At 43.0% G+C, this 13,587-nt stretch carries 11 protein-coding genes; 7 read left to right on the top strand and 4 right to left on the bottom strand.

The genetic code is table 11. From position 1 onward, the window contains the following. Positions 1 to 343: 343 nt before the first annotated feature. On the bottom strand, positions 344 to 1,612 hold the full coding sequence (locus AACS98_RS18920; protein ID WP_066382688.1) for a glycoside hydrolase family 10 protein: 1,269 nt from the start codon (positions 1,610 to 1,612) through the stop codon (positions 344 to 346). A 464-nt stretch (positions 1,613 to 2,076) separates the two neighbouring features. After that, positions 2,077 to 2,487, bottom strand: a complete 411-nt coding sequence (locus AACS98_RS18925) for a metal-sensing transcriptional repressor (protein WP_066382690.1) — start codon at positions 2,485 to 2,487, stop codon at positions 2,077 to 2,079. A gap of 236 nt (positions 2,488 to 2,723) precedes the next feature. Between AACS98_RS18925 and AACS98_RS18930 the strand changes: the two genes are divergently transcribed. Both AACS98_RS18930 and AACS98_RS18935 read left to right on the top strand, forming a co-directional pair. Beyond that, a complete protein-coding gene (locus tag AACS98_RS18930) occupies positions 2,724 to 3,938 on the top strand; it encodes an HhoA/HhoB/HtrA family serine endopeptidase (RefSeq protein ID WP_066382691.1) in 1,215 nt (404 codons plus the stop codon). A gap of 155 nt (positions 3,939 to 4,093) precedes the next feature. Beyond that, positions 4,094 to 5,275, top strand: coding sequence for an aldo/keto reductase (locus tag AACS98_RS18935; RefSeq protein WP_066382692.1), 1,182 nt, complete (start codon positions 4,094 to 4,096; stop codon positions 5,273 to 5,275). A gap of 51 nt (positions 5,276 to 5,326) precedes the next feature. Here the strand turns inward: AACS98_RS18935 and AACS98_RS18940 are convergent, their stop codons facing one another. Together AACS98_RS18940 and AACS98_RS18945 are read right to left on the bottom strand one after the other, a co-directional pair. After that, positions 5,327 to 5,833 carry a DUF1499 domain-containing protein gene (locus AACS98_RS18940; RefSeq protein ID WP_066382693.1) on the bottom strand — a complete coding sequence of 169 codons (507 nt, stop codon included), beginning with the start codon at positions 5,831 to 5,833 and terminating at the stop codon, positions 5,327 to 5,329. Between the two features lie 71 nt (positions 5,834 to 5,904). Next, positions 5,905 to 7,233, bottom strand: coding sequence for a hemolysin family protein (locus tag AACS98_RS18945; RefSeq protein WP_066382694.1), 1,329 nt, complete (start codon positions 7,231 to 7,233; stop codon positions 5,905 to 5,907). Positions 7,234 to 7,525: 292 nt separating this feature from the next. Between AACS98_RS18945 and mfd the strand changes: the two genes are divergently transcribed. From mfd to AACS98_RS18970, 5 genes are all read left to right on the top strand, one after another. Continuing rightward, positions 7,526 to 11,071, top strand: a complete 3,546-nt coding sequence (gene mfd / locus AACS98_RS18950; protein ID WP_066382696.1) for a transcription-repair coupling factor — start codon at positions 7,526 to 7,528, stop codon at positions 11,069 to 11,071. 273 nt (positions 11,072 to 11,344) lie between these two features. Then, positions 11,345 to 11,605 (top strand): hypothetical protein, encoded by a 261-nt coding sequence (locus AACS98_RS18955; protein ID WP_066382698.1) that lies wholly within the window; start codon positions 11,345 to 11,347, stop codon positions 11,603 to 11,605. A 151-nt stretch (positions 11,606 to 11,756) separates the two neighbouring features. Then, entirely contained in the window at positions 11,757 to 12,716 is a 960-nt protein-coding gene (locus AACS98_RS18960; protein WP_066382700.1) for a restriction endonuclease, read from the top strand. A 200-nt stretch (positions 12,717 to 12,916) separates the two neighbouring features. Continuing rightward, positions 12,917 to 13,132, top strand: a complete 216-nt coding sequence (locus AACS98_RS18965) for a hypothetical protein (protein ID WP_066382702.1) — start codon at positions 12,917 to 12,919, stop codon at positions 13,130 to 13,132. Continuing rightward, positions 13,133 to 13,552, top strand: coding sequence for a type II toxin-antitoxin system VapC family toxin (locus AACS98_RS18970; protein ID WP_066382703.1), 420 nt, complete (start codon positions 13,133 to 13,135; stop codon positions 13,550 to 13,552). The last annotated feature ends 35 nt before the right edge of the window (positions 13,553 to 13,587 follow it).

The raw sequence follows: 13,587 nt of genomic DNA on the forward strand, positions 1-13,587 counted from the left end.
GGAGTGGGTAGTAGGTTTTGTTGTCCTGCAATTCATATTATGGTTAACCGTGAGATGAATTACAGACACTCATACCGTTTCTTGACATACATCTTGCATCTGTTCCTTGATGATAATTTTTGTAGGGTGGGCATTGCTTGCAACTTGCTGAAAGCCTTAGTTTTATGTTTTTGGCAATGCCCACCTGACGCAAGATATGACTTGATGAAGATGCACTTTATTCTTCATTTTAGTTAGTAGGGTGCGTCAGTATGAATATTTTCTTGGTATAGCTAGGGTTACTCGTACTGACGCACCCTACATTTTGGATGTTTTTTAATCTGGAAGTCCCTAATGTGCTAATTTATTGGACTCTGGCACGTATTGCCGGATAGGGAAAAAGAGCTTGGAATTTAGCTTGACGTTCATCCGGTTCTGAAGAATAATTCCACAGACTACCGTAATAGAAAAAGGCTATACCCAAACCACGCTGTTGTGCTGCTCGTACTTGAGACTGAATTTGCTGTATAGATACAGGTTGATTTCGTAATCCTGTCATCACCCCGATACCAGTGGGGATAACTTGCTGCGCTTCTCGAATTTCTGCACGAGAAATATTATTGATAAAACTTTGCAAATCAGGGCGGTAAATTTGCACAATTAACTCATCCACAAGATTTTGACGTACCCAAGTCAACCAGTCTTGCAGTTGCAGCTTGTAGGCAAAGTCATAGTAATTAGGCGCAACAGAGAAAATAGCATTGGGTTTTCTGGCTTTGACAGCTTGATTTAGCTGTCTGATAAACGCCGTAATTTTATCGGCTCGCCAACGCACCCAGTCGGGATCATCAGGATTCGCGGGAGGATTGTTTTTGGTTTCTTGTCTGTAGAGAGCAACCGTGTATTTATCATAGCCAAATTCATGGGGCAAACTCATGTGATCGTCAAACTGAATGCCATCGACATTATACTTGCTGACTACTTCCAACACGAGATTAGAGATAAACTGCTGCACTTGGGGGTGAAAGGGATTGAGCCATACCACTTCACCAGCCGCACTAATTGAAGTTTGGCTACCATCCCGCTTTTGTGTTAACCACTGTGGATAGTTTAGAGCTAATTCTGAGGTTGGGGGAGCCATAAACCCAAACTCAAACCAAGGAATAGCCAACAAACCCCGACGATGCGCTTGGTTAATGATGTCGGCTAAAATATCTTGTCCCTCTGAGCCTCGAAATACAAAGGGTTGAATACCTGCTCGTTGTGCCACAGCACTGGGATACATGACATAGCCAGAATTCCATACTACAGGGTAGACAGTATTGAAGTTCAACCGTCGTAGTTGATTCATTGCATCCTGGACTTTACGCCGATCCTTGAGGATGTTGAAATCATTGTTAGTCATCCACACCCCACGAACTTCCTGACGGGGTAGTTGGGCAACTACTGGGGTAAAATTGTCTACCAACAATACCGTAACAAAGGATATCAAAACGAGGATAGGAAAAAGGCGTTTCAACAGGCGGCTGCGTCCCCAAATTTGGGGCAAGAAACTGAACTTGACAAGTTTCAATGATGCGTTAGCTACCCACAAGCTCCATAGCCTCATCTGGTGATGGAATTTACTAGCCATAAAGTCTACATACTTTGATGCTTACTAGAGGTTTGGTTGACTGGTAATTATTTTTCAAGACGGTAGATTGAATTTACGCAACAGATTAACTGAAGCATACTTAACACAATCAGTATAGTTGACGCAGGTATCAGAAATTTGTGCCGCATGGACTTTTATGGGCAATACCTTATTTTGTTAACTTTGAACGTGATGATGCCATAATTAACAACGCAAATAATACTTAAGTTAGATGTGTTAGGTATCACAGTTGTTTTAAGAAAGACAATTTCGTAGCGAATGAGGAAGCGATCGCCTAATACAATTATTTTTTGGCTACATGGGGACAGACAATTACCAAATCCTCACAACGACAAAACACAGAAACAAATATTTTTGTCTCTGTGTTGCGGCTATATATTATTTAATTGCAATTACTGAGCCGTTAATTAACCTTTAACTCCTTATCACTCACAACTTATTCATCACGGTAAAAACCTGTCTAAAGCGGCTTTCAGTTGTGTAATTTCAACGTCTATATCGCCTTCTTTTGCCGCTCTGGCGATACACTCAGTTAAATGCTCATCTAAAACGATTCTAGCTACCTTATCCAAAGCACCCCGCACAGCAGCAATTTGCAACAAAACATCAGGACAAGGGCTATTTTGTTGCACCATAGATTTAATCCCTCTAATATGTCCTTCTATCCGTGATAGGCGATTGACAATTTGCTTGAGAGATTCATCACTGTGGATGTGAAGATGACCAGGCTGAGTCTGCCCATGAGTATGATCTGTATGATTGTGATGGTCATGTTCTGTATCATGACTGTGGGGGTGTTCTGCTGGCTGAGATACGGGCAAAGATTGTTTAGCTAATCGTTTTGAGCCGTTCATGAGTTATCAAAGCACTGGTACTACTCAGATCCTAGCTCAATATTGGTTTCTAGAGGCTAAGAAGGGGCGGAGGAGCAGGGGAGCAGGGGAGCAGGGGGAGAAATTCTTTCTCAGTCAACAGTCAACAGTCAAGGGGTAAAATCCGAACCCGGCAATAGTCAATTACTTGCCAAAATAAACTTTAGATAGAATTTCACGATTAGGTAACAATTAGGCTTCTAGATTAGGTTGTGAATATGCGATTTACCAAAATATCCAGGTCTATACGCCAACTCAGCACCCATGTATTAGCCATCATTCTAGGAGTTGCGCTTACAGTTAGCAGTCTGCGCGTGTTACCTTCCCAAGCAGCACCTGCACCCAATTCTACTACAGTGGATGCGCCAGAAATGATTGCTCAACGGCAATCACCAGCCGTTGCGGCTGTAGGTAACAGTAGCTTTGTGACAGCCGCCGTTAATCGTGTCGGCCCAGCCGTGGTCAGGATTGATACAGAACGCACTATTACCCGTCGGATCGACCCATTTTTTGAAGATCCGGTTTTCCGCAGATTTTTTGGTGACGGCTTTTCAGGACAATTACCGCCCGAACAATTGCGCGGTCTAGGTTCTGGCTTTATTCTTGATCAGAGTGGTTTAATTTTAACTAATGCCCATGTTGTGGATAAAGCCGATCGCGTGACTGTCAGACTTAAAGATGGTCGCACCTTTGACGGTAAGGTTCAAGGCATTGATGAAGTCACAGATTTGGCTGTGGTGAAAATTAATGCTGGGAATAATTTACCAGTTGCACCTTTAGGTTCTTCGAGTAATGTACAGGTAGGAGACTGGGCGATCGCAGTTGGTAATCCTTTGGGTTTTGATAACACTGTCACCTTGGGTATTGTCAGCACCCTCAAACGTTCTAGCGCACAAGTCGGTATTACTGACAAGCGGTTAGACTTTATCCAAACTGACGCAGCTATTAACCCTGGTAACTCTGGCGGCCCCTTGCTGAATGACAAAGGCGAGGTTATTGGTATTAATACAGCGATTCGTGCGGATGCTATGGGTATTGGGTTTGCTATTCCTATAGATAAAGCTAAGGCGATCGCAGAACAATTGCAACGCAATGGTAGAGTTCCTCACCCCTATTTAGGTGTGCAGATGGTAACTTTAACCCCTCAGCTAGCTAAACAAAATAATACTGATCCTAACTCTGCCTTCACCATCCCAGAAGTTAACGGTGTTTTAGTGATGCGAGTTATACCTAATTCACCGGCTGCTAATGCTGGTATGCGTCGCGGCGATGTAATTGTACAAATTGATGGACAACCCATCACCACCGCCGAACAGTTACAGAACTTTGTCGAAAATAGTCGCCTAGGTCAAGTTTTACAGGTGAAAGTACAACGGGGTAATCAAATACAACAGCTATCTGTTCGCACGGCTGAATTACAAAATGCTTCATAGGGGGACTGGGGACTGGGGACTGGGGACTGGGTAGAAGTTCTTCTCCTTTGCTCCTCTGCTTCCTCTGCTTCCTCCACACTCATTCGGGGATACGCCCAAGCGTATCCTTGATTTTTTTTGTAGAGTAAAAATTGGCGATAATTCCAAAATTACGAATGCTGTACAGAAGATTCGGACGCACAGAATTACAGATGCCGGTGTTTTCCTGCGGCGGTATGAGATATCAATATAAATGGCAAGATGTTCCTCAATCAGATATTCCGGCGGATAACCAAGCGAATTTGTCAGCAACTATTCGCCGTGCTATCGAATTGGGAATTAATCATATTGAAACTGCTCGTGGGTATGGTAGCTCAGAAATGCAGTTAGGGCAAATTTTACCTAAGTTCCCCCGCGAAAAGTTGATTGTGCAGACGAAAGTCTGTCCTATGGCAGATGCAAAGGAATTTCGCAAGACTTTTGAAACTTCTCTGCGCTATCTTCAGTTAGATTATGTAGACTTACTAGGTTTACATGGTATCAATAATGCTGAGACGTTAGATTATAGTATTCGTCCTGGTGGCTGTTTAGAAGTAGCGCGACAATTGCAAGCAGAAGGAAAAGTTAGATTTATCGGCTTTTCTACTCATGGTGCTACAGATTTGATTGTGGAGACAATTAATACCAATCAATTTGATTATGTAAATCTGCATTGGTATTATATTAATCAATGGAATTGGCCTGCCATTGCCGCCGCTACCCGTCATGATATGGGGGTGTTTATTATTAGTCCTTCTGATAAAGGCGGAAGGCTATATCATCCCCCAGCTAAGTTAGTTAATCTTTGTGCGCCTTTGAGTCCGATGGTGTTCAATGATTTGTTTTGTCTGAGTCACCCACAGGTGCATACATTGAGTTTGGGCGCAGCTAAACCCCAAGATTTTGACGAACACCTGAAAACTTTAGAACTATTAGACCAAGCATCCGAGATTTTACCGCCAATTTTGGCCAGGTTGGAAGAGGAAGCGATCGCCATTTTGGGAAAAGATTGGGTAAAAACTTGGCACACCAATTTACCTAAATGGCAAGATACCCCAGGACAGATGAATATTCACACAATTTTATGGTTGTGGAATCTAGCCACCGCCTACGATTTGGTAGACTATGCCAAAATGCGTTACAACCTGCTGGGTAATGGTAGTCACTGGTTTCCAGGGAACAAAGCCGATAAACTAGATGAACTAGACTTAAGACAATGCCTTGCTCACAGTCCCCATGCTGACAAAATCCCGCAATTTTTAGCGAAAGCTCATCAAATGTTAGCAGGTGCAGAAGTCAAACGGTTATCGAAGACTTAGGAGTGGGGAATGGGGAGTAGGGAGTGGGGAGACAAGGGAGATGAGGAAGAATTAAATGTTTAAATCTTGCATCGCTAGACGAATTTGCTCTAACCGTCTGCGGTTAACACCCAAATCAGATTCGCCGATGCGAGATGCAGAACGGATATGAATGACTGACTCATTGGGTGGGAAATAAAACTCGACATCATCAGTAAATTTGAAGATGCGGCTTTTAGAAATCGCGTAAATGTAATTATCTGTCTGTTCTATCACCTCGGTTCGGGGAACAACGCTGAGAACTTTTAATAATGTTTCTTTTGCGGTATCCCGGTCTACATGATAGACAATGGGTTCAATAGCGTGTTTAGCATCAGCGTCTTGACTAACCACACAGTTGGGGGAAGGTGGACAAGCTTTCAGATGTCCTTGTTCCAGTCCAACTCTAGAGGAGTCAGCCCAAGTAGTGGCAGGAAATATTAAACTGATAGTCAGGATGAGGAATATTGTCAAAGTGAGACGCTGCAAAATGCGGTGTGCGATGGACTGCGCTCCACCGAAGGCGATCGCTCTTAACATGATAAATCTATTGCTTTGAGTTTCCAAAATCACAATAGCACTGAATTATGAGCCGAATCATCACCGTCAGTCTAACTTCTCGCCTCTAATTCCTCCCCTTGATTAATTTTCGGCACAACCAGCACCTTATCAACGCGATTACCGTCCATGTCCATGACTTCAATTCGCATACCTTGCCATTGAAAATGATCAGCTGCTGTGGGGATACGCCCTAAATGGGTGATGACAAAACCCCCTAAAGTTTGATAACTACCCCGTTCCTCAAACTCTAATTCTTCCATGCCAAACAGTTCAAAAAATTCCTCTACTGGTAACATTCCATCCAATAACCAAGAACCGTCTTCTCTCTGCACAGCTTGCGGTTGATATTCTCCTGGGGCGGCGGGAACATCGCCCACAATTTCGCTCATAATGTCATTGAGAGTTAATAAACCTTGAATTACGCCGTATTCATCCACAACTAAAGCCATGTGTGTTGCAGTTTGCTTAAATAACTCCAAAACTTTTAAGCCACGGGTGCTTTCTGGGATAAACACAGGCTGACGTAATCCTACTGTTAAATCTAAAGGCTCTCCGCGAAAACCCCTAGCGAGTAAGTCGGTGACTGGGATAATACCTAAGACATTATCCAATCCCCCCTGACAAATTGGATAACGAGAATAAGCATTTTCGCTTAATTTTTGGCGGTTTTCTTCTTGTGAGTCTTCTAAATCTAACCAGACTATATCAGGACGGGGGGTCATAAAGAAATTGACAGGGCGATCGCCTAAACGAAACACTCGCTCAACCATATCCTGCTCTGCTGCTTCAAAAGTTCCCGCCTCTGTCCCCTGTTCTATGAGAATTTTAATCTCTTCCTCGGTAACTAGCGGTTCTTCCGAAGGTCTAATCCCCAAAGTTCGCAACACCATTTCTGTAGAAGCACTCAACAAATGTACCACCGGAGAAGCTAAGGCTGCTAAAGCTCGCATCGGAATAGCCACAGTCGCCGCAATTCGTTCTGGGTTGTTTAATGCCAGACGCTTCGGCACAAGTTCCCCGACAATTAAGGATAAATACGTAATAATTAAAACTACTATCCCAAAAGCAACTGCTTCATTGTAAGGTGCTAAAAACGGTATGCGTGCCACATACACAGCTAACCTGCTAGCAATTGTCGCGCCTCCAAAAGCACCAGTCAGAATACCAATTAGGGAAATACCCACTTGAATAGTAGACAGGAAATTATTCGGAGATTCTGCCAGCTTCAGGGCTGCTCTGGCTCTAACATCGCCTTGATTAGCAAGCTGTTGTAACCTAACCTTCCGGGCTGAGACAATTGCCATCTCAGACATTGAGAATACACCGTTGGCAATAATTAATACCAGAATAATTAAAATTTCAAAGGTAATCGAGGACATATTATATACTGCCGCTATTCAAGAGCGAACTTAGCTTAATCTTTAGTATAAGGAGACAAATCAATTCAAAATTCAAAATTCAAAATTCAAAACTAAAGAATCCTTGGGAAATGTGGATAAGGGAGATGAGGGAGATGAGGGAGATGAGGGAGTAGGGGGAGAAAAACTAATGACTAATGACTAATGACTAATGACCAATGACTAATGACTAATGACTCAGGATTTACAATAGTGAACGTAGCCGTCACTATATTTTCTGAATCAGGACAGTGTTCCTCCGCTAGTAGAACTTATGGCATTTTCTTCTATTGTGCGTGCCTTGGGGCGATCGCCACTCACCACTGAGTTACTTTCTAAGTTACATCGTCAGCAAGATTTACGCTTAAATGGTATTCCTCGCCTACCTAAAGGCTTAGTAGCTTCAGCTTTAGCACAAAATTCTCAACGGAATTTGTTGGTAGTTTGCGCCACTTTAGAAGAAGCCGGACGCGCCTACGCACAGTTGGAAGCAATGGGATGGGAAACTGTGCATTTTTACCCGACATCGGAAGCTTCCCCTTACGAACCTTTCGATCCCGAAACGGAAATGACTTGGGGACAGATGCAGGTATTAGCTGATTTGGGGACTGGGGACTGGGAAGAAAGAGAAAATCGTGCCAATACCCAGTCCTCGATTCCTAATAATGGAACTCCAAGACTCTTGGCTATTGTTGCTACTGTGGGAGCGTTGCAACCACATTTACCACCGCCAGATGCTTTTACGCCGTTATGTCTCACCCTAAAGCGGGGGATGGAATTTGATCTGGATACTTTCAGCGAAAAAATCACTCTTTTGGGATACGAACGAGTACCGCTAGTAGAAACAGAAGGCCAATGGAGTCGGCGCGGTGATATTGTGGATGTCTTCCCTGTATCTTCTGAGTTGCCAGTGCGGTTAGAGTGGTTTGGTGATGAAATTGAGCAAATTCGGGAATTTGACCCCAATACTCAACGTTCAGCCCTTGACAAAGTTGCACAAATTACCCTCACGCCAACTAGCTTCACGCCGATTATTTTAGACGCACTTAAGGATAGTCCTGAGTTTCAAAAGTTCAAGGCTGAGTTAACTTCTGACTCAGAACTTGCAACTGATGACTCAACACACATCGAAGGTAGTCGCAGATTTTTAGGGTTAGCTTTTGATCAACCCGCTTCCATACTTGATTACTTACCAGAGGATACCTTAATCGCTATTGATGAGCCAGAACAATGTCATGCTCATAGCGATCGCTGGGTGGAAAATGCTGAGGAACAATGGTCATTAGGAACTGGTGAATATGAATTAGGTTCGCTACAATTACCTAAAATTCATCGGTCTTTTGATGACTGTCTCAGTGATGTCACCAGATTTAAAACTTTATATTTATCAGAACTAGCTGAGGAAAATGGCGGGATTAATTTAGCTAGTCGTCCTGTACCAGTGACACCGCATCAATTTGCGAAACTGGCGGACACCCTGCGACAAGAACGCGATCGCAATTTCTCGATTTGGTTAATTTCTGCTCAACCTTCCCGTTCTGTTTCCCTCCTCCAAGAACATGATTGTCCGGCGCAATTTATCCCCAACCCCCGTGACTATCAAGCCATTGACAAGCAGCAAATTAATCATGTCCCCGTAGCTTTGAAATATTCGGGACTGGCGGAACTGGAAGGTTTTATTTTACCGACTTACCGCCTCGTAGTTGTCACCGACCGGGAATTTTTTGGACAGCATTCCCTCGCTACACCCAGCTACATCCGCAAGCGGCGCAAGGCTGCATCTAAGCAGGTTGACCCAAACAAACTACGTCCGGGGGATTATGTAGTTCACAAAAGTCATGGGATTGGCAAATTTGTTAAGTTGGAGAGTTTGACGATTAACGATGAAACCCGTGATTACATTGTGGTGCAGTATGCTGACGGGATTTTGCGAGTAGCGGCTGATCAAGTAGGCTCATTGTCTCGCTTCCGCAGTACAGGCGATAAAGCCCCAGAATTGCATAAAATGACGGGTAAGGCTTGGGAAAATACGAAGAATCGTGTCCGCAAAGCCATCAAGAAATTAGCGGTAGACTTGCTGAAATTATACGCTGCGCGATCGCAACAACAAGGTTATGCTTATCCCCAAGATATGCCTTGGCAGGAGGAAATGGAAGATTCTTTTCCCTATCAAGCCACAACTGACCAGCTAAAAGCTGTACAAGATGTGAAAAGAGATATGGAAAGCGATCGCCCAATGGATCGTTTAGTATGTGGTGATGTCGGCTTCGGGAAAACGGAAGTAGCTATCCGCGCCATTTTCAAAGCTGTCATCTCCGGTAAACAAGCTGCTTTACTTGCACCAACCACCATTCTCACTCAGCAACACTACCACACCCTCAAAGAACGTTTTGCCCCCTACCCGGTGAATATTGGCTTACTCAACCGCTTCCGCACTGCTGAAGAACGTCGTGATATTCAAAAACGTTTAGCCACGGGTGAGTTAGATGTGGTGGTGGGGACACATCAACTTTTAGGTAAAGGTGTCAACTTCAAAGATTTAGGATTGTTGGTAATTGACGAAGAACAACGTTTCGGGGTGAACCAGAAAGAGAAAATTAAAACCCTGAAAACCCAAATTGATGTTTTGACTCTCTCCGCTACTCCTATCCCCCGCACCTTGTATATGTCCTTATCGGGGATTCGGGAAATGAGTTTGATTACTACCCCACCCCCGACAAGACGACCGATACAAACTCACCTGTCACCGATGAATTCAGATACCATAAGGAGTGCAATTCGTCAAGAGTTAGACCGAGGTGGACAGGTATTTTATGTAGTGCCAAGGGTGGAAGGAATTGAAGAGACAACAGGGAAACTGCGAGAAATGATCCCTGGGGGGAGATTTGCGATCGCACACGGTCAAATGGATGAGAGCGAGTTAGAATCAACCATGCTCACCTTTAGCAATGGTGAAGCAGATATCCTAGTGTGTACGACCATTATTGAATCTGGGTTAGATATTCCCCGTGTAAATACCATCTTAATTGAAGACGCGCACCGTTTTGGGTTATCGCAACTATACCAATTACGGGGACGGGTAGGACGTGCTGGAATTCAAGCCCATGCTTGGTTATTTTATCCCAAACAACGGGTATTATCGGATGCAGCACGGCAAAGGTTACGGGCAATTCAGGAATTTACACAACTCGGTTCTGGGTATCAGCTAGCGATGCGTGATATGGAAATTCGTGGGGTGGGTAACTTGCTAGGTGCAGAACAATCCGGTCAAATGGAAGCGATTGGTTTTGATTTATACATGGAAATGTTAGAGGAGGCGATTAGAGAAATTCGCGGTCAAGAAATTCCCAAAGTTGACGATACACAGATTGACCTCAACCTGACGGCGTTTATACCTGCGGATTATATCCCGGATGTTGATCAGAAGATGAGTGCTTATCGTGCGGTAGCGGCGGCGAAATCGAAAGAAGAATTAACACAGATAGCAGGTGAATGGAGCGATCGCTATGGTAATTTACCTGTGCCAGCTAATCAACTATTGCGGGTAATGGAACTGAAACAACTAGCGAAGAAGTTAGGATTTAGCCGGATTAAACCAGAGAATAAACAGCACGTTCTTTTAGAAACGCCGATGGAAGAACCCGCTTGGAATTTATTAGCGGCGAACTTACCAGAACATTTAAAAACCAGGTTTGTTTTTTCTCCTGGTAAGGTGACAGTGCGAGGGTTAGCGGTGTTAAAAGCAGACCAACAATTGCAAAGTTTGATTGATGCTTTAGTGAGAATGCAGGGAGCGATCGCAGAGGCGGCGGTTGTTTAAGTAGCGTTGCTGATTGAGAGGTATGAATTTATTTCACGCAGAGACGCAGAGGAGGACACTTGCGTGGGCGGCTTTGCCGACTTGTTCGCGTTGGCGCAGCCTCACGTAGTGAAGCGTCTCGTTCGCGTAGCGTCCCGTAGGGAAGAGAGCAAAGTGTCCGTCGCGCAGAGAGTGAGAAGGAGCAAATTTTTAAATTTCATACTTCAATTCAGTAATGCGATTGAAATAGTAGATTAGGATGAATTATCAAGTAAAACTATATGTCACACTTAAATGAGTATTAATCTTGATTTGCCACCAGAGCTAGAAAAAGAGCTTTGTAATGAAGCTTCTCGGCTAAACATGACTCTTTCTGAATATATCCTTCGTGTTCTCACTGTCAGGCAAGTTATAGCAAATCCACCCAAGACTGGGGCTGAACTTGTCGCTTATTGGCAGAGTGAAGGTGTAATCAATTCAAGACCGGATATTACAGACAGTCAAGCCTACGCTCGTCAGTTGCGTCACGAGGCTGAAACCCGTGAGCGAACATAGGTGAAGTTGATGTATTTGCTAGATATAGAGGTATAATTTATGCTATAAATAAGCTATGATTCTCCGATTTTCCTAGATTGATAAATTCAATCTTATTTCTTGAGGAATATCCTAATTAGCGATATTTTTATTTGTTCAAGAAAATTAAAATATGAACGCAACAATCTACCATTTTACGCCGGATTTTCTCAATCTGCTAGTAGATACTATTCCAAAACTTTGTAAGAGCAAGAAAGATGTTTTAATATTTTTCTCCAGTGCAGGAGTTAGCCAAAAATCTTTTGCAGATATCAGCGAACAGCTTCAGAAAGATCCCAGCAGTATTAACAAATATGAAATTGCTCGCACAATATTAGTTCGACTGAACGAAGCTGGAGATGATGCACTGCGTGAAAGAAGGGAAATTGTCAAAAGAGTTACTGAATTTGAAGACTTTTCTAGATGCTGGGAAAATGATCAAGCAGTAGCTAGGGGGTTAGTAGCTAAGGTGAGAGAGACAGTCAACTTTAAAGACTATTTTACCAGAATGCAGCAAGTTATTGAGTCAAATCTCCAAGAGGATAGGAAAAAACGTCAAGCCGAAGAGCAAGCAAGAGTAGACGCACTAAAATCTAAGAGACAGAAACGAGAGAAAATTAAGTTTGAATTAATAAAGCTATATCAGGAAACTAATCCTCAAAAGCGAGGCAAAGAACTAGAAAGTATTTTAAATCGTTTTTTTGAAAGTGAGAATATTTTAGTGAGAGAATCATTCACTATAACAGGAGAAAATAACGAAGGCATCATTCAACAAATTGATGGGGCAATTGAAGTTAATAACCATTTGTATTTAGTCGAGATGAAATGGTGCAAAGAAGCATTAAGCCCTGGAGATGTAGCACAGCATATGATGCGAATATTTTTGAGGAGTGATGCTCGTGGCATTTTCATTTCTGAATCAGGTTATACGGATGCAGCAATTATTGATATAAAAAAAGCACTCAGCCAGAAGTTAATCGTACTTTTTACTTTAAAGGACTTTGTGGTTCTCTTGGAAGGTGATGATAGTTTTGAGTCTCTTTTGAGAACTAAAGTGGAAGCTGTACAACTTGAACAAAAACTAATGTACTAAAATTGAGATACCAACCTTTGTTGGAGTGTTTTCGTATGTCTTTGCAAGAGATGAAGGAACAAGCCTGTAAACTCCCTGTGAGGGATGCCTGCGGCGGGCTGCGCCTACGCCTTGAAACAACCGCTAAACTTGGATAAACATGAGTGCGATCGCTACTATATAAATTGAGAAGAGAGAAACAGGAGCAGTCAAGATAACTTATGTCAAAACAATTAGAAGAACGGGTAGCGATTCTAGAGGCTGAAGTTGCAAGTCTCAAAAGTAAACTAGAGGTTGTTTCTGCCACCAAAACCCCTTGGTGGCAGAAAATCGCGGGAACATTTGCTGACAACTCAGCATACAACGAAGCCATGCAGCTAGGACATGAGTATCGTGAATCTCTGCGCTCAAATTTTATAGAATCAGACGATATTTAAATGTATATTTTTGATACTGATCATCTCAGTGTTTTAGATCGCGGAGGCGTACAGGCGCAACCTCTGCTGATGCGATTGGCAAACATTAATCCTAATCAAGTAGCAGTCACCATCATCAGCTACGAAGAGCAAATGCGAGGTTGGATGAGTTACATAGCAAAGGCTCAAACTGTTGAAGGACAAGTTTTAGCCTACAAGGAGTTAAAAAAGCAACTAACCAATTACTGTGTTATTCCCATCTTAGAATTTGATCAACCAGCAGCCGAAGAATTTCAACGGCTTAAGAAAGCTTATCCCAGGCTTGGCACAATGGATTTGAAAATCGCTGCCATAGCTCTGGTGAGTCAGGCTATTCTATTAACTCGAAATAATGCTGATTTTGGACAAATACCAGGTTTAAACTTAGAAAACTGGACATAAAAGCATTTGCCATTGAAACCATCTTCAACTTTGAT

Source organism: Anabaena sp. CA = ATCC 33047 (genome assembly GCF_963870205.1).
Classification (GTDB): domain Bacteria; phylum Cyanobacteriota; class Cyanobacteriia; order Cyanobacteriales; family Nostocaceae; genus Trichormus.